Origin of the sequence: Aquirufa antheringensis, from assembly GCF_023921165.1 — a bacterium.
GTDB classification, from domain to species: Bacteria; Bacteroidota; Bacteroidia; order Cytophagales; family Spirosomataceae; genus Aquirufa; species Aquirufa antheringensis.
In genome coordinates, this window is the sequence record NZ_CP049835.1 from 1,291,714 (window position 1) to 1,318,489 (window position 26,776).

The 26,776-nt window shown below is 45.2% G+C and carries 20 protein-coding genes; 15 read left to right on the forward strand and 5 right to left on the reverse strand.

Annotation, left to right across the window (positions count from 1 at the left end):
* Positions 1-110: 110 nt before the first annotated feature.
* From G9X63_RS05880 to G9X63_RS05925, 10 genes are all read left to right on the forward strand, one after another.
* Positions 111-713, forward strand: coding sequence for a hypothetical protein (locus tag G9X63_RS05880; RefSeq protein WP_252621859.1), 603 nt, complete (start codon positions 111-113; stop codon positions 711-713).
* 25 nt (positions 714-738) lie between these two features.
* Positions 739-3,207 carry a beta strand repeat-containing protein gene (locus G9X63_RS05885; RefSeq protein WP_252621861.1) on the forward strand — a complete coding sequence of 823 codons (2,469 nt, stop codon included), beginning with the start codon at positions 739-741 and terminating at the stop codon, positions 3,205-3,207.
* A 219-nt stretch (positions 3,208-3,426) separates the two neighbouring features.
* A complete protein-coding gene (locus tag G9X63_RS05890; protein ID WP_252621863.1) occupies positions 3,427-5,358 on the forward strand; it encodes a hypothetical protein in 1,932 nt (643 codons plus the stop codon).
* A gap of 1 nt (position 5,359) precedes the next feature.
* Positions 5,360-9,103 (forward strand): beta strand repeat-containing protein, encoded by a 3,744-nt coding sequence (locus tag G9X63_RS05895; RefSeq protein ID WP_252621865.1) that lies wholly within the window; start codon positions 5,360-5,362, stop codon positions 9,101-9,103.
* Positions 9,104-9,172: 69 nt separating this feature from the next.
* Positions 9,173-9,550, forward strand: a complete 378-nt coding sequence (locus G9X63_RS05900) for a hypothetical protein (RefSeq protein WP_252621867.1) — start codon at positions 9,173-9,175, stop codon at positions 9,548-9,550.
* 66 nt (positions 9,551-9,616) lie between these two features.
* Positions 9,617-10,402, forward strand: coding sequence for an MbnP family protein (locus G9X63_RS05905; RefSeq protein WP_130922552.1), 786 nt, complete (start codon positions 9,617-9,619; stop codon positions 10,400-10,402).
* Between the two features lies 1 nt (position 10,403).
* Complete coding sequence (locus G9X63_RS05910; RefSeq protein ID WP_252621869.1) at positions 10,404-11,420, forward strand: cytochrome-c peroxidase; 1,017 nt, start codon at positions 10,404-10,406, stop codon at positions 11,418-11,420.
* Between the two features lies 1 nt (position 11,421).
* Complete coding sequence (locus tag G9X63_RS05915) at positions 11,422-12,324, forward strand: hypothetical protein (RefSeq protein WP_252621871.1); 903 nt, start codon at positions 11,422-11,424, stop codon at positions 12,322-12,324.
* Positions 12,325-12,346: 22 nt separating this feature from the next.
* A complete protein-coding gene (locus G9X63_RS05920; RefSeq protein ID WP_252621873.1) occupies positions 12,347-14,269 on the forward strand; it encodes an FG-GAP-like repeat-containing protein in 1,923 nt (640 codons plus the stop codon).
* Between the two features lie 36 nt (positions 14,270-14,305).
* On the forward strand, positions 14,306-16,783 hold the full coding sequence (locus tag G9X63_RS05925; protein WP_252621875.1) for a TonB-dependent receptor: 2,478 nt from the start codon (positions 14,306-14,308) through the stop codon (positions 16,781-16,783).
* Here G9X63_RS05925 and G9X63_RS05930 read toward each other — a convergent pair.
* Positions 16,780-17,445 (reverse strand): 5-oxoprolinase subunit PxpA, encoded by a 666-nt coding sequence (locus G9X63_RS05930; protein ID WP_252621878.1) that lies wholly within the window; start codon positions 17,443-17,445, stop codon positions 16,780-16,782. The two genes, G9X63_RS05925 and G9X63_RS05930, sit on opposite strands and share 4 nt — an antisense overlap.
* Positions 17,446-17,554: 109 nt before the next feature.
* Between G9X63_RS05930 and G9X63_RS05935 the strand changes: the two genes are divergently transcribed.
* The gene (locus G9X63_RS05935) at positions 17,555-17,923 is read left to right on the forward strand and encodes a four helix bundle protein (RefSeq protein ID WP_252621880.1); all 369 of its coding nucleotides are present in this window, start codon (positions 17,555-17,557) and stop codon (positions 17,921-17,923) included.
* A gap of 324 nt (positions 17,924-18,247) precedes the next feature.
* On the opposite strand, the gene G9X63_RS05940 is transcribed toward G9X63_RS05935, so the two are convergent.
* The gene (locus G9X63_RS05940; RefSeq protein ID WP_252621883.1) at positions 18,248-18,754 is read right to left on the reverse strand and encodes a hypothetical protein; all 507 of its coding nucleotides are present in this window, start codon (positions 18,752-18,754) and stop codon (positions 18,248-18,250) included.
* A 198-nt stretch (positions 18,755-18,952) separates the two neighbouring features.
* Positions 18,953-19,963: a pyruvate dehydrogenase (acetyl-transferring) E1 component subunit alpha gene (pdhA, locus tag G9X63_RS05945; protein WP_130895484.1), complete on the reverse strand. Its 1,011-nt coding sequence runs from the start codon at positions 19,961-19,963 to the stop codon at positions 18,953-18,955.
* A gap of 113 nt (positions 19,964-20,076) precedes the next feature.
* Here pdhA and recF point away from each other — a divergent pair, with 113 nt between their 5' ends.
* From recF to madM, 4 genes are all read left to right on the forward strand, one after another.
* On the forward strand, positions 20,077-21,159 hold the full coding sequence (gene recF / locus G9X63_RS05950) for a DNA replication/repair protein RecF (protein WP_252621886.1): 1,083 nt from the start codon (positions 20,077-20,079) through the stop codon (positions 21,157-21,159).
* A 225-nt stretch (positions 21,160-21,384) separates the two neighbouring features.
* Entirely contained in the window at positions 21,385-22,872 is a 1,488-nt protein-coding gene (locus G9X63_RS05955) for an acyl-CoA synthetase (protein WP_252621888.1), read from the forward strand.
* A 1-nt stretch (position 22,873) separates the two neighbouring features.
* Positions 22,874-23,233, forward strand: coding sequence for a malonate transporter subunit MadL (gene madL / locus G9X63_RS05960; RefSeq protein ID WP_130922561.1), 360 nt, complete (start codon positions 22,874-22,876; stop codon positions 23,231-23,233).
* The gene (gene madM / locus G9X63_RS05965) at positions 23,233-23,991 is read left to right on the forward strand and encodes a malonate transporter subunit MadM (protein WP_252621890.1); all 759 of its coding nucleotides are present in this window, start codon (positions 23,233-23,235) and stop codon (positions 23,989-23,991) included. The genes madL and madM overlap by 1 nt, the downstream gene beginning before the upstream one ends.
* A gap of 354 nt (positions 23,992-24,345) precedes the next feature.
* Here the strand turns inward: madM and G9X63_RS05970 are convergent, their stop codons facing one another.
* Positions 24,346-26,061, reverse strand: coding sequence for a GMC oxidoreductase (locus G9X63_RS05970; protein WP_252621892.1), 1,716 nt, complete (start codon positions 26,059-26,061; stop codon positions 24,346-24,348).
* Positions 26,062-26,079: 18 nt separating this feature from the next.
* The gene (locus tag G9X63_RS05975; protein ID WP_252621894.1) at positions 26,080-26,685 is read right to left on the reverse strand and encodes a gluconate 2-dehydrogenase subunit 3 family protein; all 606 of its coding nucleotides are present in this window, start codon (positions 26,683-26,685) and stop codon (positions 26,080-26,082) included.
* Positions 26,686-26,776: the final 91 nt, after the last annotated feature.

The following is a 26,776-nucleotide window of genomic DNA, read 5'->3' on the forward strand; positions in this document are numbered from 1 at the left end:
AAATACGATTTGTTTCAATTCGGGGAATTAGGACAAGTCCTGTGTTCTAAAAATTCTTTTCCGTACTTCATTGAACTAATATTGTTCTTACAGATTTAAAATCAAGTTCTATGAAATTCATTTTTACCCTCCTCATCACCTTATTTTTCGTATCCTCGCTACAGGCCCAAACCTGGAATTTAGAAGCAGGAAACAACATCACCCGCTACGTTTTTACGAATTCTGCAGGCAATAATCCTGATTTTTTGAAGTCGAGTTCTGGCCTTCATTTATCGCTCTCGCGTGAGAATAAATTATCGAAGGCGTTTGTATACGATGTGGGTTTGGCCTACAATCAATACAATAATGTGGGCGATGTACAGAACATCCCTTTTTCTTATCAAGCTGATTTTATGGGCTTGACTGGTGGCATCGGGCCCTCTTACACGGGTTTACATGGTTTAACTGTTTCTGCCAAAGCTTCAGCAGCCGTCCAAACTCTGATTAATGGCACTCAGTTTCTACAAAACCGCTACCTGGATTTATCGGATGACGATCAATTTAGTGGCCTGAAATTTTCGGTAGGTTTTACCTTATCGATCACTAAAAAAGTCAACGATCAGATGGCTGTTTACACGTCTTTCCAGCACTTAGATACAAACACCTTCGGTTCATCGACACTAAATTTTGTTCCATCTACCTTTAGTTTTGGCCTTAAAATAGCCACGAAATAATTCCCCATTTATCTGTTCTATTACCATGAAAAAACTTTTACTTTTCCTTCTATTATTCGTATCAGTCGTAGCGAATGCCCAAAAAGGAATCTCCTACCAAGCCGTCATCCTGGCACCAGAAAATATCGAGGTTCCTGGTTCAGACATTAGCGGACAACCCTACGTGAACGGCAATGTATTTGTTAAGTTTGTTATTATCTCCGGTTCTTCCATTCAATTCGAAGAGGTGCAGCAAACGAAAACAGACGCCTATGGTTTAGTTAACCTAACAATCGGGTCCGTGTCAAGTGCCGCATTCGATGCGATGAGCTGGGATGCGAATCAAAAGTCCTTGCAAGTATTTGTTAGCTTCGATAATGGAGCAACTTACACGAAAGTCTCCGATCAAAAACTAAGCTACACGCCTTACACACTTTTCGCTGAAACGGCGGGCAAATTAGGTAGTACCTTAGCTATTGCAGGCGGCGGAACTGGTGCAACAACCGCCATAGAAGCGAGAGCCAATTTAGGTTTAGGTAATGTGGATAATACGGCAGATGCTGATAAACCGATTTCAACAGCTACGCAAGCAGCGCTAGATTTAAAAGCAAATGCGGTGGATGTCAATTCAGCTTTGGCATTGAAAGCAACGGTAGCAGCGCTTGAAGCTCATATGGCCATTACAGCTGATACGTCGATGCTAGCGACGAAAGCGGCTTTGACAGATTTAAATGACTATGCGCCTATTAATTCCCCTACGTTTACGGGTACCGTTTCCGGTATCACGAAGTCGATGGTGGGATTAGGTGCTGTGGATAATACCTCCGATGAGTCAAAGCCTATTTCAAGTGCTACGCAAGCAGCTTTAAGTACGAAAGCACCTATTGCTTCGCCTACGTTTACGGGCATCGCGAGAGCTGTGACGGCAAGCCCTAGGACGAATTCAACACAAATTGCGACGACTGCTTACGCTGATGCCGCTGTAGCAGCCGCAACAGCCTCATCTGGCGTTGCAGATAATTCAATCACAACAGCTAAAATTGCGAACAGTGCAGTGACGGATGCTAAAATCGCATCGGTAGCCGGAAATAAAATAACAGGTGTTGTTCCGATAGAAAGTGGAGGAACGGGCCAAAGATCCGTAGGAGACGTAAGAGGTGTCTTAGGTCTTTCAAGTAATAATGTCGCCATCGGCTCTCAAGCGGGAACGCCTAATCAAGGCGTTAATGCGAACACGATTGCTATTGGAGGTGGTGCAGGAAGAGGGAACCAAGGCGGAGGTTCTGTCGCTATTGGTTATGTTTCAGGAGACCAAAACCAAGGGGCTAATAGCGTTTCCATTGGTAGTAACACAGCTCAATCAGCTCAAGCAAGTCAAGCTGTTGCGCTAGGTTTTGCGGCAGGTCAATATGGACAAGGCCAAAATGCCGTAGCCATTGGATCATTTGCCGGAAACAATGCTCAAGTAGCTAATAGTATTGCATTGAACGCAACCGGAACAAGTTTAAACCCAACTACTGCGGGTTTTTATGTAGATCCCATTCGTTCCACAACAGCCACATCGAACGTGTTGTATTATAATTCAACAACGAAAGAGGTCACTTCGGGTGCTGCTGCAATAGGAAGTCAGTGGACGACTGCTTCAAGTAATATCTATTTTAATACGGGAAATGTAGGGATAGGCGTGTCCTCACCTGGACTAGACTTTAATACTAAATTTGACCTTTTAGGTAGAGCATCATTTAGAACAAATGGAGATAATAGTGGCTTGATATTTGATGGATATTCTCCTTCTGGAAGCTTACAAGTGGCACGAATTTATACGGACGCCACAAGTGGTACGCCAAGTGATTTTGTTTTAGGGACCTATCCTAATGGTCACATGAAGCAATTGTTTTTAAAGCAAAGCAATGGCTATGTAGGTGTAAATAATGATAATCCTACAGCGCAATTAGATGTTACGGGTTCAATTCAAGCGAGTGGAACATTGACAGCCGGGGCCGTTACATATCCGAATTCGGATGGATCAGCTGGGCAGGTATTAACGACAGATGGAAGTGGGTCTGCGAATTGGGCTTCAAGTAATGTTACATCTGCGATTAGTAATGGTTTAAAAACTGATTTAAATAATATAGTTACCGTTGGAAATTTGAAATTTAGATATAACAATGCTAGTGAAACTGTTGAAATCCAAACAATCTCGTCAAATTTACATGGCCAAGTTTATGCTACTAAGAAGACCTATGGTGATCAATTAACTACTAACTCTGGATCTACTCAAAATTATAAAAATGATGAAATTTTTCAGTCTAGTGTATGGAGTCCGTTTTTGAAATTATGGGACGGAGCTAATTACACAGGAATTGTAACAATAGGATTATTCGAAACAGTTGAATTTTATATACATGATATGGGAGCAAATGGAAATCCTGTGATGCCCAACCAGTCCTATAGGGTATTTGCAACTAGAGACGGCTACGATTTAGTATTAATTAGAGTTGAATTGGTCAAATAAATTTAACAAATAAAAAAAATCCTCCCAAATACCCTTCTAACCACTGGGAATTTGGGGGATTTTTTTTGCCCCACCTCTAAATTAAAAAATCCCCTCCCCCCCCTTTGCCCTCTGCAAAATCCTAGTACCTTTGTTATCAACACAATACCCTTAATTTATATTCGTATTGCTTCTTAACCACTAATAAGCAATCTGTACTGTTCTATTATTAGATTGCTTATGAAAAATTATTTCATACTTGCAGCCTTGCTGTGCTGTTTCTATGGTGCTCAGGCACAAACTCCTTTAAAGTCGATTAATTACCAGGCCTTGATTGTTGATCCGGCCGCCATTGAATTACCCGGTAATGGGGTGCAGGCGCAGCTGTATTTGAACAAGGATATTTGGGTGAAGTTTGGGATTTATGCGGGGGCGACTTTGCGGTTTGAGGAGTTGCATAAGACGAAGACGGATGCGTACGGGCTGATTAATTTGGAGATAGGGGCGGGGGATAATACGAGTGCGGCAGGGACTTTTGCTAGTTTGAACTGGGGCGGTCCGGTGAAGAAATTGGTGACGCAGGTGAGTTTTGATTTGGGTGCCAAATACACCGAGGTCAGCAATCGCGGCCTAAATTACTTACCCTATGCGCATTTTGCAGAGGAGGCTGGAAAGTTGAGTGGCACGTTGCCGCTTACCTCTGGCGGAACGGGTGCGACCACAGCCGTGACAGCGCGTGCGAATTTAGGACTAGGTAATGTGGACAACACGGCGGATGTGGACAAGCCGGTGTCTGGCTTGGTTTTGGCCCAATTAAACAACAAAGAATCCCTCCTAAACAAATCAACTTCGATTCTTTTAGATTCTACTTCTCAGGTAAAATATCCATCCGTAAAGGCGGTGAAAGAGTATGTAGATAGTCGTTCGGCGAATTCGAGCGTCGCAAATCAGGCGAGTTCTGCCAATCTAGCCGCCAAGGCCACGACCTTAGAAACGGCCCGAACGATTAATGGAGTTGCTTTTGATGGGTCGTCTAATATTTCTATTCCGGTGGATGCAGCAGTGTTAACGGGAATTATTCCGTTGGAAAAGGGAGGAACGGGGGCTATGACCGCGGCTTCAGCAAGGACAAATTTAGGGCTGCGGATTGGTGTGGATGTACAGGCACCGCTTATCGCAGGAACGGATTATCAGGTACCTTTAGTGGCGGGAGTCAATTATCAGGTACCCTTAATTTCAGGAGTAGATTACCAAACCCCCTTAAGCGCCGGTTCTGGTATTTCCCTTACCGGAAACACCATCCAAGCCATCGGCTTAACAACGGCGAATCTATCCGCCACGGCCGGCATCACAAATGCCCAATTAGCCAATAATCAAATTACCCTAGGTTCTACGAGCGCTATTTTAGGAGGAACCTATTCCAGCATGTCCGGATTCAGCTCCCTAAGCGCAACGACTTTCATAGGAGACCTAAGTGGAAATGCGAGCACCGCAACAGCTGCCACCACCTTATCCTCCCCACAAACCATCTTCGGCTACCCCTTCGACGGAAGCGCCGCGATTACCGGAATTATTTCCCCCGCCTTTGGAGGAACAGGAATAAACAATGGTAGCAAAACGATCAGTTTAGCGGGCGACCTCGTGACTTCTGGGAATTATTCCACGACGATAAACATTGCGGGCGTCACGAACATTACGCTTCCCACTTCGGGTACCATGGCCACGCTAGCTGGCACGGAAACGCTCACAAACAAGACTTTTGTGAACTCGAGTTTAACCGGAACCTTAACGCTGGGCGGAACGACGTTTCCATCCAGCCCGGGTGCAACGGGTCAAGTCCTGAGTTTAACCTCCTCCGGTGTGGCCAATTGGACGAGTGCCTTGAGAGACGGTTTTGACGAAACCACCGCCACTGGTTCCTCGGGGAATTTAGCAGCAGTTACTGCTGGGCAAACCAATTTTACGTTGACGCAAACACCGCACACAACGACTAAACTGAAGATGTATGTGAATGGTATTTTGATCAGCCAAAACGCCTACAGCTACAAGACCACAAGTGCCTTTACGACAACGGCTACATCGCCTACGCCTTTTTTGGCCTATGTAACCGCAAACAATGGCTCCTATGTGATTGCCCTAGGAGATCGCATTCAATTTGTTTATTCGTACTAGGATGAAGAAGCTATTCATTCTATTCGTGTTTTTTGCGGGGCAACTATACGCCCAAAACAGCAACTTATCCATCGTTTCAGGCGCCACGAGTGGAGGAACCTGGTCGCCGCTATTATCCTCTGCCACCACCCAAACGACGTATACTTTTACCCCTAATGCAGACAACGCGACCGTCAGTACGGCAGAATTAGACGAATTGCTGCGGGTGAAAATTAGCAACGTCATCATTCATACGGCTTGTGCAGGCTGTACTCAGCTGGGCCAAATCGATTTTAGAACGACGCTGAGTTCCTACAACCAAAATAGTCCTACCTACAACAAAACGCTAACTTTCAACGCGGCCTCAGACGTAACGATACCTAACGCCATTGCGATGCGCAGTACCACTTCGAATAGTTCAAATAAAGGTTCCTTAAGCTTAGTGATTAACACCCCTGGAAACATTACCGTGACGGCTGATATTTCGATGGCGAATATAGTGCAAACCTGGGCTACCGCCATTTTAAATGAGGGCGGTTCTGTGACGCTCAATTCGACTGCAGGGGCAGTGAAAGTCACTGGGAATATCAATTGCAGTGGTACCGAAAATTTAACCAATTCAGGTCTTTATACAGGGAATGGAGGAGCTATTACCATAAATGGTCCAGCAGGCGTAAGTATTACGGGTACTTTATTATCGACTAGTCGGACGAATTTTGCTGGGGCTATTACTATTTTAGATGGAAATACAAGTGTGACGACGGGCGGGGCGAATGATGGTATAAGCGGCCTCATAAAGGGGGGTGCTTTTAAGAAATTGGGTTCTGGAATCCTGAAGTTAAGCGCGACAAACAATGCCGTAACCTCTTCTGAGCTGGCGGATGGAACCTTGCAATTAGCGGGGGGCACGGCTTTGCCAGACTATAACACGTTATCATTTACGGGGGCGAACACGACCTTGGATTTAAACGGGGTTTCGGAAACGTTAGGTTCGATTGCTAGTTTAAATGGCTATGGAAAAGTGACCAGTAGCGTGGCGGGGAATATCACGTTAACGGTGGGCTCGAGTAATATGAATACGGTGTATACCGGTTTGATAGAGGATGGGTTGGGGGTTTTGTCTTTGGCCAAATACGGACAATCATTCTCCCTCGGAAATGCCACCCACAGCCAAGCGAATACCTACACGGGTTTGACCACGATTTTCGCGGGGACCCTTGCGATTTATAACAGTCGTTCCTTAGGAAGTACGAGTGGAGGGACGATCGTCAGGGGGTCGGGGAAATTAGCCTTGTACAACAACATCCAGGTGGGGGCGGAGGATTTAGCCCTGAATGCCTCCGGTGTCACCTTATCGAACGAAAGTGGGAATAATAGCTGGGATGGTCCCGTCTCCTTAGGCCAAAGCACCACTCTGAATAGCACCGCCGGCACCCTCTCTTTGACCCAAACGATGACAGGAAACAATGTTTCCCTAGTCACGACAGGCGCTGGATCGATGACGCTCAGTGGAACCTTGACTTTGGGAACCGGTGGCATTACGAACAATATGGGCACTTTTTCCCTTTATTCTGCCGGTATTTACAGCGGAGCAACGACCGTCTCGAGTGGCATTGTACATATTCGAAATAGCGGATCTTTAGGTTCAGGCGCAGTCACCGTGGCGCTGGGTGGAAGCCTGCAGTTGCAGGGGGGGATTGCTATATCCAATACACTAAGTTTGAAAGGCACAGGTCCACTCGGGACTGGCGCACTCCAAAGTGTCGCAGGAATAAATGCCGTGAACGGTACAATTACTTTGACGGGCGACACACGAATCAATGCGGATCTAAACAGCCAGTTAACCCTACATACGAACCTTGGTGCAGGAGCCATGGCCTTAACGCTAGGAGGAGCTGGAAATATCCTTTTGAATGGAAGTTTGGGTGGAAGCGGGAGTCTGGCGAATACGTGGGGGACGAGTCCTATTCAGCTCAATGTGGCCACGAGTTTGATTAAAGATGGCACGGGATCATTGACCTTGAATAGTGCCAATACCTATACGGGCGCGACGGTCATTAGTGGTGGGAATCTAGCTTTAGGGGCGACAGAAGTGATTAATAATGCTTCCATGATTCTTTTTAATGGAGGTAAATTGAGTTCGGAAGGTTTTTCGGAGACCTTCGGGCCTATTTCGATTTTATCAGAGGGCTCTGAGATTGAATTAGGTGCAGGTGTTCATGAGTTGCGTTTTGGCCCTAAAAATACGTGGGATTTTAGAACCCTGAACATAAGCGGCTGGCAAGGAACCGCCGGTATTTCTGGGACGGATGGACGTATTTATGTGGAAAATAGCGCTGTACTTTCGTTAACGGAAGTAGAGCAGGTGAAATTTAGTACGGCTAATGCGATTCAATTGATATCGCGAGAACTAGTCCCGAACGCCATAGCTCAAAGCGGGAATGCGAATATTCGTTTTATGACCGGGATTACGGTGAATGGAACGTGGTCCCCCGCACTTTCGAGCGGCGCCACAAATACGACGTATACCTTTACTCCCTCCGCGAATCACGCGAATATAAATCCAACGGATATAGACCTAATTCTGCGCATCCGATATAGCCATGCTACGATCAATACGGCCTGTGTTTCTTGTTCCCAATCGGGAATTATTAACGTAAATACACCCATCGAAACCTGGAATGATCATGGACCCACTTTTAACAAGTTGTTGACCATTAATGCTGCAACAGAAGCGAACATTTTGTCCCCTATCGCCTTGCGCTACGCTACGGATGCTTATGGAGATAAGGGGGTTTTGAGTTTTTATTTGAATACGGCGGGGAATATTTATGTGAACGCAGCAATAAATACGAACATTCCACTTTCTCGAAGTTCGACTATTCCATTGACGGATGGTGGGAGTGTGTATTTGAATTCAACGGCAGGTTCGGTTTTTGTCAACGCGGCTATTAATACCAGTGGGGCAGTTAGTACAACGAACGCTTCGTCTTATTCCGGAGTCGGAGGGACGATTTCCATCACGGGTGCTGGTGGGATTAGTGTGTATAACACGCTAACGGCAACAGGGCGAACATATGGTAATTTGACTTTTAGTACCGGAAATAATGTGGTGACGACGGGTAATGGGGTCAATGACGGAATCACGCGTGTGATGATAGGCCGTACGCTTTCCAAATCAGGTACAGGAACACTCCAGCTCAGCGCAGTGAATCAGGTTTCGGACACTTATCTGTATGGAGGAATTTTACAAATAGGGATAGCAGGTGCCATTCCAGCTTACAGTACAGTCAATTTTTCTGGAGGCCATTTAAATGATGGAGGCTTTAGCTCTACGTTAGGTACATTATATGTGTATAATAATGCTACAATTACCTTAGGAAATTCAGCCCATGAGTTGAAATTCACGAACTTAGGTTCGCTGTCAGCTACTAAAATGTTGACTTTTGCGATGGGTGATGGGTCGGTAGCGGATTTGGGTTTGAATATGTATGGGGCTTTCGTTAGTACATCCACTTCGTTTGTTAACCTATTTGGCAAAAAGCAAAGTACGCTTACAGGCAGTTTAAGCCGTTTCGGAACGGTAGTCTCCTCGATTATTGGTGCGCCAGGAAGTCCGGTGCGTGTTTATTTGGGCTATGACTTAAGTACATCCCAAAAAGCCCAAGTCCAATTCTATAACTCCAGCCTGGCGAAATACTACACCACGACGCAAAAGCCCGTGGCCGTCACGAATGGCGAAATGTTGCCATTGACGGCGAAATAAATTTTCTGATTTTCATCATTTTGTAAGTAGGTTCGTCTTTTTTCTCCGTCTCAGTCTTACCTTTGCGTCGTGAAACGCATCGTCGCTCTTTTATTGTTCCTTGCTATGCAGGTTCCCTTGATGAATCAATGGGGTGCTGTGGCCTACTACCGCATTAATCGCGACTACATTGCAGAAAACCTTTGTGTGAACCGCGATAAACCGATGTTGAACTGTAATGGTCAATGTTATTTAGCGAAAAAACTACAGGCCGCAGAAGAAAAAGAGCAGAAATCAAATGCAGAGCGCTTAGAAAAAATGCCAGAAGTGGTGTTGAGTTTTCAAGCCATTCAACCTGTCTTTACAGCTCGTTTCACACCCACAGTTGTTGTTGAAAATCATTTCACATCAACGGGATTCTTCCCTAATTCAGCCGCTAAAGGCTTTTTTCACCCTCCACAAGTCTAATTAATTTTCTTGACTCTATTCCTACGGCGTTACGTCGCGGGCAATTCTCATTTTAATTAATTACACATGAAACAACTATTTATTGGCTTGTTGCTATTCACGGCGGCATGCAGTTCGGAAAATTTGGAACCTATTAATCCAAATGATAAAAATAATGTGACACTTGAGTTTGAAAATCGGGTGGCCGCACAGACTTTGGTCTTAAATGACACCAAATACACGAATTCTTCTGGAGAAGATTTCACGATTACCACCTTGAATTATTTCATTTCTAATGTTGCTCTTAAAAAGACCGACGGGACGGTCGTAAAAATGCCGGATCACTATTTTCTAGTGCGTCAGGCGGACAAGAATACCTTAATGCCGGTTTTGAAAGATGTTCCAGCAGCTGATTATACCGAAATGACATTTACAATCGGGGTGGACAGTGTAAAAAGTATCTCCGCAGTTGATCAGCGAATTGGGGTATTGGATGTAGCGTCTTATGGTTCAGATAATATGTATTGGTCTTGGAATTCAGGTTATATTTTCTTTAAAATGGAGGGAATTTCTACTGTAGCACCTACGAATGCGGGTGGTTTACAGAAATACCAATACCACGTGGGTGGCTTTGGCGGAAGAACCGCTGCAACGGCAAATAATTTGCGCACGGTTACGCTTTCGCTACCTAGTGTAGCTTCTGTTCGCAAAAGTAAATCGCCTACGATTCATTTAATTGCGGATATTTCCAAAGTCTTTTCGGGAGTAAGTCCTGTAAAAATTGCCAGTGCTGCCGTAGTCATGTCACCAGCGGCAGCAGGTCCTATTGCAAACAATTATGCTAAGGTATTTAGTGTAGATCATATCCATTAAGATGCGGAAAATTCTTCTTTTGCCTTTTTTGTTATTGGCTTGCGCGTCTCCGGAGCAGGATCTTGATTCTGTTGTGAAGGAGCCTTTATTCCAGCAGCCTACTAATTTCCCTGCCCCGGCCTATGCGCTGGCGTCTAATCCTGTGACGGAGGAGGGCTTTGAATTAGGTAAAGCTTTGTTTAATGATCCTATGTTATCGCGGGATAACACAATCTCGTGTGCAGAATGCCATAACCAAAGTTATGCCTTCACGCACCATGGCCATGATGTAAGTCATGGGGTGGATAACCGAGTGGGGACAAGAAATGCGCCGGCAGTGCAAAATATGGCTTGGCAAAAGGAGTTTTTCTGGGATGGCGGTGTGGGCGATTTGGACTTGTTTTCTGTCGCCCCCATCGAAAATCCGTTGGAAATGGATGAGAATTTGGGAAATGTTTTGACGAAATTAAGATCAACTCAAAAGTATCCAGCTCTCTTTCATAAGGCGTATGGGTCTACTGAAATTACGTCTCAGAAGTTCTTAAAGGCACTATCCCAATTTATGTTATCCCTCGTTTCTGCGAATTCGCGCTATGATAAATACGCGCGGAAAGAGGGAGGAATTTTGAATTCAGAGGAATTAGCAGGACTTAGTTTGTTTCAGCAAAAATGTAGTTCCTGCCATGCGGGGGATCTTTTTACGGACCAAAGTTACCGCAACAATGGACTTAACATTCAGGGATCAAAAGATGAAGGACGTTTTCGAATTACAGAACGGGTAGAAGATCGTTTCAAGTTTAAGGTGCCTAGTTTACGAAATGTGGAGATGACAGCGCCCTATATGCATGATGGCCGTTTTTATACCTTAGAGGAAGTGCTTCACCACTATGCCTCAGGCGTCCAGCAAACACCTAATGTAGATGCTTCACTAAAAAATGGAATTCCCTTAACGGCAGAGGAGCAAGCAAAAATCGTCGCCTTTTTAAAGACTTTGACAGATCGGGAGTTTTTAACTAACCCCAAATTTGCCGGTAACTAAGATGAAGAAAGTACTCCTTTTTCTATTGTTTGCGTTCCCTTCTGTGGGCTGCGATCTATGTGGTTGTGCCAATAGTAATGCCTTTTTAGGTTTAATGCCGGCATCTAACCGTGGATTTATGGGGGTTCGGTATCGCTACCAAAATTTCACGTCCCATGTAACGAGCACCGTATTAAAAACGGAAGAATCCTTTCAAACCACGGAGCTTTGGGGTCGTTTTTTTCCCATCAATAAGGTACAGGTAATGGCGATTTTGCCTTATGCGATCCACACCCAAAAGCAAATCGCACAACAACAATCTATCCAAATTTCAGGATTGGCTGATCCAACCCTATTTGTGCATTACAGTCTCGTTAACACCTTATTAGACTCTACGCTGCATGAGGTGAATCAATCCTTATTAGTAGGAGCGGGACTAAAGCCAGCTTTGGGAAAATTCAGGTATGAAGAATCCAATCCTAATCAGGTGGCCAATGCTAATTTTCAATTGGGTACCGGTAGTACCGATTGGATGCTAAATGCCCTCTATAATATACGGTATGCCGCTTGGGGGATTAATGCGGATGCTCAATACCGGTTCCCGGGCGAAAATCCGGATTCTTATCGCTTTGGTGCGCGCAGTAGTGTAGCGATGACGCTATTTTATGCCTATGGGCGAGGTCATAAAATCACCTTGATGCCTTATGTGAATACGACATTAGAATATGCCGCTCGCGATTCTCGTGCAGGTCTTTCTATTGAAAATACAGGAGGAGGTATTCAGTGGCTAGGTGCTGGATTAGAAGCCTATTCGAAACGTTTCGTTTTTGGCCTTAATTTTGCAAAACCGGCAGCACAAAATCTATCTAACGGAGAACTTCAGGCAATCGATAGATTTTCTCTTCATATCAGTTATTTGTTCTAGGTCCGTTGCTATCTTTATGGCGATGAGAAAAAGGTTTATTATTTTCCTGTGCCTGTTATCGCTTTCATTGAAAGCGCAACAAATCTCCTTTGACCAAATCACCAATCTCCCCGTTTCCGGATTAAAAAATCCGTGGGCTGGCGGAATGAATTCGGTACAGTTTTTCCTCCTCGATCTCGATGGAGACGCACGCGAAGACCTCGTCGTTTTCGATCGCAGTGCCCAACACCTGAAGACTTTTTTAAGAAATACCAGCGGAGGTTTTACGTATTCCCCCGGCTATCAAAAACGTTTTCCACTCATCGAGAATTGGATGAATTTGTTGGATTACGATGGGGATGGGGACAAAGACCTTTTTACTTCGACTCCTGGGGGGATTCAGGTCTATCCGAACGTCGGTAATAATTTCCCTAAGTCAACAGGCACCCTCAAATCTACCGGCCTCAACGGCCTCATCAATATCTACGTGAGCGCTTCAGATATTCCCGCCATTGCGGATATCGATGGGGATGGAGATTTGGATATTTTAGCCTTTGAATCTTCGGGGCATTTTATCACGTATTATGAGAATACGGGAGACTTGAAATACGTCACCAAATCCTTGAATTGGTGTAATTTCTATCTGAATGATTGCCAAGATATCACGTTCGGGCTGGTTCCGGAATCTGTTTTAAGTACTCAGTCTACAGCGGCGGTTCAACATGCCGGAAGTACGTTAGCCCTTTGGGATCCGGATAAAAATGGCATTTATGATCTGATCATAGGGCATGTGAACTGTTCTAGCTTTCTATGGATGAAAAACGAGGGGACTCGTGCAAAACCTAAGTTCCGTTCTGCAGACTATAATTTCCCGGCCGGAGCGCCTCATACGGTTCCGTCAATTGCCAGCGGATCGCCCATCGATTTGGATAGCGATGGCTTTCTGGATTTAATCGCGTCTTCTCATTTGCCAGATTTGAATCCGGCTTTGGAAACAGCCTCTTACTACCGGTCTGAAAATGGCGCTTTGGTGCTAAAAACCAAGGCCTTTTTACAAGAAGAAATGATCGACGTGGGAGATAATGCCTCGCCTGTGTTCTTTGATGTGGAGGGAGATGGCGACCTGGATTTATTGATTGGAAGTGGCAGTGTCACTTTTTATGAAAATGTGAATGGGGTGCTGTCGTTTAAATCGAGGGATTTTTTAACGCTTGCCGGAGCTTCCTCGGTACAATTACAAGTAGTGAATGGTCGCCTGATGCTGTATTATGTAAAGGGTTCGTCGGTGTATTATCGGGCCTATTCAGCGGGTCAGCTGGGGGAAGAAAAGGCTTTGAATTTGGTGAGTCTCCGCGAAACGCCCCGTCTTTATGACATCAACCAGGATGGATCGCTGGAACTCGTAGTTTTGGATTATTTAGGTGGCACACGGGTGTATGATTGGTTGGATTTGGCCAAACCCTACCAGCGTCAAGAAACCTCTTTCCGCGGTATAGCCTATGCGGACATCACCGGTGACGGCAACGCAGAGCGAATCACCGTGGACGCTTCTGGTTATCTATATGTATCTGGTTTGGGATTGGAAGTGCAACGCTTGCCTTTTCAGGTAGGCCAAAATGCCCAAATCACTACCGCCGATTTCAATCGCGATGGTAAAGTGGATATCGTTGTGGGATTAGCTTCTGGCGGAGTTCAATTGTTCCAAAACACCTCGGACATCATCGTTCCCTCGGAGGAATTGTATGTGTGGCCTAACCCTTCCACATCGCTCATTAATATTCGAGTGAAAAATGCAGGAACTTTACAGTGGTTTGATATTTCTGGACGCGTTTTAGGCGGTGCGATTTCGGTCGATGCAGGGGAAACCTTGCGCATTCCTGCGCCGTTGCCAGGGGCAGGAAATTATATATTGAAATATGAGTCTGCCAAAGGTTCGGCCACTCAAAAGGTGTTGATTCTGCCTTAAATGAAACAAATCTAGCCATTTAGGTGTTTAGCAAAAATGAAACAAACTCTACTTTTACTGCTTTTTTCTTTTTCGGTTTTGGCCCAAAACAACGGCCGCATCTCCGGAAAAATCGTTGATCAATTAACACAAAAACCGATTGTTGGAGTTTCTGTAACGCTTGATGGTGTTACAAAGGGCACAACGGCAGATGACAAAGGGACGTTTCGATTAACAGGTTTGGCCCTAAAAACATACAATATTTCCTTCTCCGCGGTAGGCTACGAGAAATACACGGCCTTCAACGTGATCATCAATGCGGGTAATGAAAATTTCTTGAACATAGAATTACTCCCATCAAACCAGCAATTAACGGAGGTCGTAGTCACCCAAAACCGACGTACCGCCAAAGCCGCTACCCTCGAATCCCCGCTCAGCGTTCAGCGCTTAACCGCAGAGGAAATCAAAAGTAACCCAGGCGGAAACTTCGACGTCAGCAAAGTAATTCAAACCCTACCCGGCGTAGGGGGAGGCCCACAAGGCGGAGGCTTCAGAAATGATATCATCATCCGTGGCGGAGGCCCGAACGAAAACGTCTATTACCTAGACGGTATCGAAATCCCTGTATTGAATCACTTCCAAACCCAAGGTAGCAGCGGCGGCCCACAAGGAATGCTAAACGTGTCTTTCATCGAAGATGTGAAGCTGAGTTCTTCGGCCTTTGATGCGCGTTATGACAACACTTTAAGTTCCGTTTTTCAGTTCAAACAACGCACGGGTAACCCCAATAAATTCCAAGGCAATGCACGTCTAAGCGCGACTGAATTCGCTTTAACGACAGAGGGGCCACTTTCTAAAACAGGTAAGACAACGTTTTTAGCCTCTGTTCGCCGCTCGTATTTGCAGTTCCTTTTTCAAGCTTTAGACATTCCCATTCGCCCAAATTTCTGGGACGGACAGTTTAAAATCACGAAGCAAATTAATTCAACAACCACCTTATCGTTGATGGGATTGGGGGCGATTGATGACTTCTCTTTTGGGACACTGAAAAAAGCCACGCCAGAAAAACTGTATATCTATAACTCGAATCCGCTAATTAATCAATGGAATTATACGCTGGGGATGTCGTTGAAGAAGTTATTGGATAATGGCTATGTGAATGTCGCTCTTTCAAGAAACGTGTTTGACAATAATTTCTTGCGTTATGAGGACAATTTAAAGAAAGATCCGTCGCAATTAAACTTTGATTACGCCTCTCGCGAGACTGAAAATAAGTTGCGCGTAGACGTGAACAAAAATACCAATGGCTGGAAGATCAATTATGGACTTTCTGCGCAATTCGTGGAATATGCGAATAGTACCTACCAAGTTTTGAATAATACGACCGCGAGTCCTGCCGTGCGTTTAGCTTATCCTACGACCACTATTTCATATACAAGCCCGTTGAATTCGCTCTGGAAATACGGTGCGTTTGCACAAGTTTCGAAGACCTTTTTTGACTCCAAATTAGGTCTAAGCGCTGGCCTTCGTACCGATATGAATAGCTTCACAACGACGGGAATGGACCCTTTGGAAACGATCTCTCCTCGTGTTTCAGCTAGCTATGTATTATCTGAAAAATGGACGGCTAACGCTTCAGTGGGTCGCTACTTCAAATTAGCGCCGTATACGGTTTTAGGTTATGCATCGTCTGCTTTCCCTTATCCGACCTACTCCAGTTTCGCAGCCGTTTCGCCTGTTTTGACGAATCAAGATGCGAAATACCAGCAAAGTGATCACTACGTAACTGGATTAGAATACTTACACGATGAATCTTTGCGTTTCACGGCGGAAGCCTTCGTGAAGGAATATGCGAATGTACCTATTTCAAACGCTAAAGGGATATCTTTAGCAAATTTAGGGGGAGACTTCAACATTCTAGGTAACGAAGATGTCACGACTACGGGTAAAGGTCGTGCCTATGGTTTTGAGTTATTCGCCCAAAAGAAATTGACCGACAAATCGTTCGGAATCTTGTCTTACACCTATTACCGCAGTATGTACAGTGGTTTTGATGGCAATTTAATCGCCTCCAGCTGGGATAACCAACACTTGTTAAGTGTTACTTGGGGCTATAAATTCCCGCGTAACTGGGAGTTAGGTCTTCGTTTTCGTTACCAAGGAGGCGCACCCTACACACCTTATGATGAAACCACATCTAAGTCAAGTTACCTGACTTTAGGCCAAGGAACCTTTGATTACTCGCGTCTCAATACACAACGTCTACCGAACTTCCATTCGAGTGACGTCCGTATCGACAAGAAATACAATTTGAAGAAAACGACCATCGATTTGTTCTTAGACGTGAACAACTGGTACATCGCGGTGAATCCAGGAATTCCCACGTATACTTTCAAGCGTTTAGAGGATAATTCAGCCTTTGCGACGACGAATGGTTTACCCATTGCGAAAGACGGTAGCAACGCTATTCCGACCCAATTCTTGAATGACAAGGCACAGGTAACACCTACGATTGGATTTATAGTGGAGTTTTAAGACTTTGTATAGCGCTTCGCTTTCAGTGCTTTCGCGAACTCCAACGCATGAGGGCCGTCACCATGGATACACCAGGTGTCGGCCTTTATTTTTTCCACCTGATCTAGCACATCTTGTTTTTCTGTAAAGCAAGCCCCTGGTTGACTGCGTGGAGTTAAGGAACCATCACTTTCATAGCGACGATCGGCAAAAGCCTCTTCTGCTGTTTGTAGACCCATTGCCCGTGCGACCTCGATCGACTGGCTGCCTTTCAGTCCGAATAAGATTAAGTCTCCACTCACATCCTTTACAGCTTTCGCAATGGCCATTGCGACTTCCGGATTTTTAGCCGAAGTATTATATAAAGCACCGTGTGGCTTCACGTGATTTAGCGTTCCACCTGCAGTTTTTACGATTTGATTCAGCGTTTCAATCTGCTTTTTCACTAGCAAATAGATCTCCTCTGGGCTCAGTTCGATTTCTTTTCGCCCAAAATTCTCTCGATCTAAATAGGACGGATGCGCCCCCATTTTAACTCCATGGCGAATACATAATGCTACCGTTTCGCGCATCGTAAACGCATCCCCGGCATGAAATCCGCAGGCAATATTTGCTTCGTTGATGTAGGGCATGAGTGCGGCATCATTTCCAATGCCTTCGCCGAGGTCGCAGTTTAGAGTCATATTTAGTCGCTGCTTCGCAGCTTAGTCAAAGGGTCATCGCTGCGCGATTTAGTCGTTTATCAAGTTGCTGTTACAATAATAATTAAAAATCGTGTAATCTTGATTAATTATGAGAATATACCATTTTGAAGAAATTGAGGCTTGGAAAAAGTCTCAAATCGTCGCAATTGAGATTTATAAAGTACTTCAGTTAAATGTAGATTACGGATTTAAAAACCAAATCCAGCGGGCTGCAATCTCCATTTCTAATAATATAGCGGAGGGTTTTGAAAGAGGTTCAGATGCGGATTTTCGTCGATTTTTATTTATCGCATTAGGGTCATCTAGTGAGGTAAAATCGATGCTTTATATTGCATGCCAGTTAAACTATATAACACATGAACAGGCTAATCAATTGCAAAAAGATCTGGTTGAAATTTCTCTACTGATTAAAGGTTTCATTCGAATTCTTGATAAAAGCGGCTATCGACTAAATTGACTTAGCTGCGAAGCAGCGACTAAGTCCGAAGGACGACTAAACGACGAAGTCGTGACTAAGTCACATAGTGACGACTATAATGAAGTCGACTAAGCGCGAAGCCACGACTGACGCAGTCCTGAGTAAGCTGCAAAGCAGCGACTTAGTCCGTAGGACGACTGTCGCGAAGCGACATAAAAAAAGCCTGTGTTTCCACAAGCTCGTTCATTTAAAATTCCGGTAGGCCTAGCCTAAGATGATGTCTTTTTTCATGAGATGGGTTTTTAATACTATTAAACCTTTGCTAAAGGTACTCATTAATTTTTCAATTGATTCCGCTAATTCCTATTTTAATTCAACAGAATTTCCAGATAAAAATTTACCTGAACTAATTCGATCTTTACTAGGGTAATCTTGTACAAAAACCTTGTTGAAGCCCGATAAGGCATGTTTTGCAATAATAGTTAATCGAATAAAGGACGATTCATCTAACCAGGTTTCTTCAAGCGGCTCAATCGTTCGAATGCGTACGGCGTGCAATGAAAATTGATCTGAATTTCTCTCTCGCGGAACGTAGGCGATAAAATTATCTTTTAGTTTAATGTCTCGTCCTTGTAAGTTGCTGCCATTGAAGGTTCCCACCGGCTTATAGAAGGTGAGTTCTATATGTACGTCAAAAATTTCAGAGTTTGTTAAGTTGACGAACTTGAACAAGTAATTTTGTTCTCCATTAAAACGGATTCTGCTTATCTGGTTCGAAATGAGAATCTTAGGTTTCTTGTTGAGTAGAAAGAAGACTAAAAACAAATAGGACGAGAGTAGTCCTGCAGCGATACTTAAGATAAAATTCATAGTGGTTATTTTTTCAAAGGTATTCCAATTTCACCTTCTTTCAATCCCTCCAATCTATTTTATCAACTAACTGATAATCAATAAAAAAGCCCATCCGACGGGGCGAATGAGCTTTTGACTTTTTGACTAAATCGCGAAGCGATGACTAAGACGAAGTCGACTAAGCTGCGAAGCAGCGACTAAGTCACGCAGTGACTACTACTCTTCGATAAAAGGATAATTCTCTTCGACATACACATCTTTGTACGCTTCCGATTTATCTGGGAATGGAGATGTTTCTGCGAAATCAACTGATTCTTGAACTAGAACCTTGATTTTTGCATCGATCTCGTCTAATTCTGCTTGCGTTAAGATGTTGTGCTCTAAGATCGTGTACTTCACCTGCTCGATTGGGTCACGGTCCTTGTAAGCCTCTACCTCTTCTTTAGAACGGTATTTCTGCGGATCAGACATCGAGTGACCTCTGTAACGATAGGTTCTGAATTCTAAGAAAGTAGGACCTTCGCCTGCACGAGCACGAGCTGCAGCACGTGAAACTGCCTCATGGACCGCTTCCACATTCATCGCGTCTACTGGCTCCGATGGCATATCATATGCCTCACCGATTTTGTATAATTCGGTTACGTTAGAGGTACGTTCTACGGAAGTACCCATCGCATAACCGTTGTTTTCAACGACGAAAATAGCAGGTAATTTCCAAAGCATCGCCATGTTAAATGCCTCGTGTAAAGCACCTTGACGTGTCGCACCGTCACCAAAATACGTGATCGAGACATTACCAGTTTTCTTGTATTTTTCGGCGAAGGCAAGTCCAGCTCCCATCGGGATTTGGGCACCTACGATACCGTGGCCTCCTACGAAACCTACTTCTTTGTCGAAGATGTGCATTGAGCCACCTTTTCCTTTAGAAGCACCGGTGATTTTACCGTATAATTCCGCCATAATTGCGTTAGGAGAGGTTCCTAAGGCCAAAGGGATACCGTGATCACGATACGCTGTGATGTATTTATCACCTTCAATTAGGGCAGATTTGGAACCAGAAGAACAAGCCTCTTGTCCAATATATAAGTGACAAAAGCCTTTAATTTTCTGCATTCCGTACAACTGACCGCATTTCTCTTCGAATTTGCGTTGTAATTGCATGGATTCGTACCAATACTTGTAAGTCTCTTTAGAATACTTGGGCGCGTCTGCGTTTTTCTTTGCCATCTTCTTGATAGAATATTTTTAAAGCGGTATGCCGGGTTAATTCCGGCGCTAATCCCTGCAAAATTAGTACAAAATCTTTATTTTTACACGCTTTTAATCGCATTCCTACTTCCATGCATCTCAAATCTCTTCAGGTAAATCAGTTTAAATCCTATGAGGAGGCTAGATTTAGCTTTATTTCGGAGATTAATTGCATTGTGGGGGAGAATGGGATTGGGAAAACGAATCTCTTGGACGCCATCCATTTCCTTTCCATGACCAAAAGTGCGCGGGGAATTTCAGATCAGCTTTGCATCAAACATACACAAGAATTTTTTCGAGTACAGGGGGATTTTGTTGATACCCAGGATCGCGAAACCCAGATTACTTGTGTTTTTCAGAAGGGGGCCAAAAAGCAATTCCTCCGAGATGACAAACCCTATCCCCGTTTAGCGGACCACATTGGCCACTTCCCGGTGGTTTTAATGGATCCACATGATACCGATTTAGTGCGCGAGGGAAGTGAAGAGCGCCGCCGTTTCTTTGACGGCATGATGTCCCAGCTTGACCGCAACTTCCTGGATCAATTACTACGCTATAACCGTATCGTCCAGCAGCGCAACGTATTATTAAAGCAATTTGCAGAACGCGGCCAGGTCGATCGCCTCCATTTAGATAGTTACCACGCACCCTTAGTAGAACTGGGGGAATCGCTGGCAAAAGCTAGAAAGGAGTTCTTGGAGGTCTTTTTGCCTAGTTTTAAATTTCATTATTCCAAACTTTCAGACGACCGCGAGGACGTCGATATTCAGCTCGATTCTACTTTCGAAGCTGGGGGCTTTGACGCGGCGCTGCGCGCCGCGGAACCGCTGGATTTGTCCGCGCAGCGGACATCCATCGGAATTCATCGAGATGAATTTGATTTTAAAATAAATGGCTATTCCTTGCGCAAATTTGGCTCCCAAGGGCAGCAAAAATCCTTCGTCGTCGCACTAAAACTAGCGCAATTCGACTCCCTCGTAGCCGCCAAACCCCGCAAACCCCTCTTACTCCTCGACGACATCTTCGACAAACTCGACGACCGCCGCATCCAGCGTTTGGTCCAAATGATGGCCGAAGAACACTTTGGCCAAGTCTTCATCACCGATGCCAGACCAGAAAGGACGAAGAAATTGCTGAAAGATTTGAAGGGGAATATTCATTATATCACACTTTAGTCGCCGCTTTGCGGCTTAGTCGTCCTGCGGACTTAGTCACGACTGTGTCGTTTAGTCGCCGCTTTGCGGCTTAGTCATCGCTTCGCGATTTAGTCACGACTGCGTCGTTTAGTCGCCGCTTCGCGGCTTAGTCACGCAGTGACGACCCTTTGACCAAGTCCGGAGGACGACTAAGCGACAAAGTCGCGACTTATTTCCTATCTTTGAACAAACCTATTCAACCACATGATATCCATTTTTGCCCAAGCTGAAAAGCACCTGGAGAAGACCGCCATAATTTCTGATGGTAATCACTATACTTATTCACAGCTTTTAGACGCCTCGAAAGCCTTCGCTTCGACCTTATTAGATAAAAATACAGACCTAAATGAAGCCCGTGTTGCCTACATGGTGAATCCTGGTTTTGATTACGTGCGGGTGCAGTGGGGGATTTGGCGTGCTGGCGGTGTAGCCGTTCCGCTTTGTTTGACCTACCCGTTGCCCTCTTTGCGCTATACGATTGAGAATTCTGGCTCGAGCATCGTGGTCGTTTCCCCGGAATTCGAAGAATTACTCAAACCATTATGCGAAGAGCTAGGATTACGTTTAATGACGACTAGTGACTCTCGACTAGCGACTCTCGACTATCGACTCCCGACTGTTTCTGCCTCCCGCCGTGCCATGATGCTCTACACCTCTGGTACGACGAATTTGCCTAAAGGTGTGGTGTCCACTCACGCGAATTTGAATGCGCAGATTTCCACCTTGATTGATGCCTGGCATTGGAGCGAGAAAGATTATTCGATCTGTATTTTGCCGCTGCACCATATTCACGGGGTGATTAATATCGTTTCTTGCTCGCTTTGGGCGGGGGCGACTTGCCAGTTTTTGCCTAGTTTTTCGGCGGAAGCGTTGTTCGATATTTTCAAAGAAGGCAAGCTAAACGTCTTCATGGCCGTGCCTACCATTTATTATAAGTTGATTACGCATTGGGAGTCGTTGTCTGAGGTGGACCAAAAAGAGATGACCCGCATCCTATCCAAATTTAGACTCATGATCTCTGGATCTGCTGCGTTGCCGGTTTCGGTGATGGAGCGCTGGAAGACGATTAGTGAACATAGCCTTTTGGAGCGTTATGGCATGACAGAAATCGGGATGGCCTTGAGTAATCCCTACGATGGCCCTCGTGTGCCGGGGCATGTGGGATATCCACTTCCGGGCGTTCAAGTGCGATTAGCGGATGAACAAGATAACGTCATTCCGGGTACAGAGATAGGGGAGATTCAGGTCAAAGGGCCAAACGTCTTCAACGAATACTGGCAAAAACCAGAGTCCACCGCGGAGTCATTTACACCCGATGGTTTCTTCAAAACCGGCGACATCGCGACGATGGACGAGCTGGGAGGCTACCGGATTTTGGGCCGAAACTCCGTCGACATCATCAAATCAGGAGGCTACAAAATTTCCGCTTTGGAAATCGAAGAAGTCCTCCGCACCTACCCAGGAATCGATGATTGCTGCGTCGTAGGCGTCGAAAATGACGAATGGGGCGAACTCGTAAGCGCCGCCATTGTCTGCCAAGATGATTTCGACACGAAAGCCTTAAATGCCTGGATGCGCGAACAAATGCCCGCGTATAAAACCCCTCGGGCGTACTACCGTTTGCCTGAATTACCTCGCAACGCGATGGGCAAAGTCACGAAAAAAGACGTCGTTAACCTAATCAAAAACTAATATGCTATTACGCGGAGTTGCCTTATTAGCTGCCTGTTTCGTTTCAGGCCAAATCCTGGGGGAAACCCTCGGTCGTCTTTTGGGAATCCAAGCAAACGTAGGTGGCGTCGGATTTGCGATGCTTTTCTTGATTTTATCCCAAAACGAGCTCGAAAAACGCGGCCTCTTCCACCTCGAAATGGGGGAGGGCGTACACTTTTGGTCCAAAATGTACATCCCCATCATCGTGGCCATGTCATCCGTCCAAAACGTCCGCGTCGCCTTCTCTAATGGCCTACTCGCCCTTTTGGCAGGCATCATTCCCGTCATCGCCTGCCTCGCCCTCATGCCCCTTTTATCTAAACTAGCGCCCAAAGACTAATGGAATACATCATCACCTTCCTCGACAAAAACGGCCTAGTTTTCGCGTTTCTCATCACGGGCTTTATCATGTTTTTTTCGGAGAGAATCTCGAAAACCCTCACCCGCGGAAAAATCCCAGGCTCCGCCATCTCCATCTTCATGGGCTTAGTTTTTGCCTATTTCGCTGGCCTTGAAACCCTAGGCAAAAAAGGCATCGCCGACATCCCCGGCTTCTCCGGCTTCGAAATCATGGGCGGCCCCATGTTCCGCGACTTCGCCATCGTCTCTACCGCGATGGGCGCCAGCTTTGCCATTATCAAAAAGACCGGCCCCATCGGAGTCCTATCCTTATTTTTGGGCGTCATCATCTCCTTCGCAGCCGGCGTCATCATCGCCTATGCTATGGGAATCACGGACGCCGAAAGCCTCACCACCATCGGTGCTGGTGCCTGCACATTCGTCGTAGGCCCCGTAACCGGAACAGCCTTAGGTGCAAGTTCCGATATCATTGCCATCAGTATCGCGGCTGGTGTGGTAAAATCGATTTTGGTAACGATCGGAACCCCTTTAATCGCCCCTTACATTGGATTGAAGACTCCCCAATCGGCGATGATTTTTGGTGGACTCATGGGAACCACCAGCGGAACAGCTGCCGGTCTCGCTGCCACAGATCCTAAATTAGTACCCTATGGAGCCATGACGGCTACTTTCTATACGGGATTGGGTTGTTTGATGTGCCCGTCGGTGTTGTATTTTTTGATGCGGGCAATTTTGTAGAGTATAGATAGGAGAGTATAGAGTAGAGATGGTAAATGGTGAATGGTAAGTGGTGAATGGTTAATGAGTCCGGAAGAAAATCCAATATCTTTTCTCTCTACTCTATAATCTATAATCTACTATCTTTTCTCTCTACTCTATAATCTCTAATCTGCTATCTTGACACTTTCTGTCAATACCCGAAAAGCCGCCTGAGTGCCTCGCGCTTATTTACACTCAAAAATGCCCTACAGAGCAGCAAACCACATAAAATAAAAAGGGTGACAGAATCTGCCACCCTTTTTATTTCCTCCGGACTCTTTGACTAAGCCGCAGGCGACTAAGGCGCTTCGCGCCGACCAGCGACTTCGTCGCTTACAAATTTCTCTTCTTCAACTCACTCACCGCGAAGTCAGCTGCACGAGCCGTCATCGCCATGTATGTTAACGAAGGATTCACGCAAGAAGCAGACGCCATCACCGCACCATCCGTCATGAACACGTTTTTCACCTCGTGAACTTGGTTGTGCTTGTTAACGATTGAGTTCTTCACGGACGTACCCATACGAGCCGTACCCATTTCGTGAATACCTAAACCGATGTGTGTGTCTTGCTTGTTGTATGCGTTGATGTTTTTGAAACCAGCTGCCTCTAACATAGTAGCCGCCTCGTTCATCATGTCCTCGCGCATTTGTAATTCGTTTTGGCCAAAGTCCGCAGAGAATTCCAATACTGGTAAGCCCCACTTGTCTTTTTGTGCACTAAGAACGAAACGGTTCTCCGGGTTTGGAAGAATTTCTCCAAAACCACCAAAACCAACCGTCCATTGTCCTGGGTGCGTTAAGCTCTCTTTGAAATCTGCACCAAAGCCATCTGCTCCTACGCCACGGCCCCAACCCTCGCGGCTCGCGCCACCTTGGTATCCGAAACCACGTGAATAAGCACGCTTGTCTTTGCCCCAGTTTTGGAAACGCGGAATATATAGACCATTTGGACGATTTCCGAACATATAATCTTTCTCAAAACCTTCCACAGTCGCACTGGCACCTACTCCTAAGTGGTGGTCCATGATGTTACGGCCTAATTGATCTGAGTCGTTTCCTAAACCGTTTTGGTAACGATTCGATTTCGAGTTCATTAAGATCGAAGTAGACTGGATAGCACCAGCGTTCACGAAGATGATTTTAGCGAAATATTCTTTCGATTCCATCGTGTTTTGGTCGATCACGCGAACACCTTTGGCCTTCTGCGTAGATTCGTCATAAATGATTTCAGCGGCAATCGCATTGTGAACCATCGTTAAACGACCTGTGCGCATCGCTGCAGGTAAAGTCGCTGATAAAGAGGAGAAATACGCGCCATACGGGCAACCACGCATACACTTGTTACGGTAATTACAAGACGAACGTCCTAAAGCGGTATGTTGTTTTCCTGGGTTTGTTAAGTGCGCTACGCGACCTACGGTCACGGCACGACCTAATTTCTTATTCACTGCATTTTTAAAGTGAGTCTCTGGAGCAGTCATCTGCATCGCCGGCATGAATTCAGAATCCGGTAATACGTCTAAGCCTTCAGCTTGCCCTGAAATACCTGCAAATTTCTCTACATATGAATACCAAGGCGCTAAATCATCATAGCCGATAGGCCACGGTGTACCTACACCTTCTTTTTCATTTGCTAAGAAATCCTCACGGTTCCAACGGTATGTTTGGCGACCCCATAACAACGATTTACCACCTGTGTGGTAAGCACGAGTCCAGTCGAATCCGCCTCTTTTCTCTAAATAAGGGTTTTGCTTATCGTTTTCGAATAAGTAGCGGTGCTCTTCGTTTGCCGTATAGCCTGTACGCATACCTGCCCAATACTCTTCAGCAGCCATATTCGTAGGACGACCACGGTGATCGAATTCCCACGGGTTTTTATTCGCCGTTTCGTAGCCTTCGATGTGCTTGATCTCGCGACCACGCTCTAAAACCGCTACTTTTAAGCCTTTTTCTGTTAATTCTTTTGCAGCCCAACCTCCGGAGATACCGGATCCGATGACGATTGCGTCAAACGTTTGGCCTTTAATTGCATCTATATTCAGATTCATTTTTTCTAATTTTTCAGATTAATACACGAAAGATTTTTGAGTCGGCTTCATATCCGTAATCAACTCAAATTTGCCAGGAACTGGCTCGTAAACGAAAGAAGCTTCAATGCCTTTTTCAGATGTATAGTATCCTAAAAGCGTTAATTCTTTCATTAATCTCCAGAATGGAACACCGTTAGCGCCTTCTAGTGTTTCTTTATCCACGTTATCGCCCACTTTGATTTTCTTCTGAGAATAGCTCTTCATTAAATCTTTTGTGTTTGCCTCTAGTAAAGTCAACATCGCCACTTGGCCTGCCGCAGGTTGTGCTAAGAAATTAGCTTTCGCTAAGTCGTTCACCCCTTTTAGGAAGCTGTTGTGTTCTGGTTTTTTGTAGCAATCTTTTAACATCATTTCGATGAAAGCGGGAACACCTGCATCGATAGCACCTGGCGTAGACGTTCTTGGAATAATATGTTCAGCGACAGCTGAGACGATTTGACGTTGCGCATCTGTTAGGCTAAAATCTGCTGCAACGATGGAGGTATTGCCTTTTCTCACATCCATGGCCATTAAGGTAGGAGCTGTGAAAGCACCTCCTAACAACAAGGCGATTTGAGAGATGGCATCTCTTCTTTTCATCATGAGTTTTATGTTAAATTGTTCTAGGTATTCGCCTAATATGAGGCGGAAAACAAATTTAATCACATTCTTCATTATTCAAGGGCAAAATGTG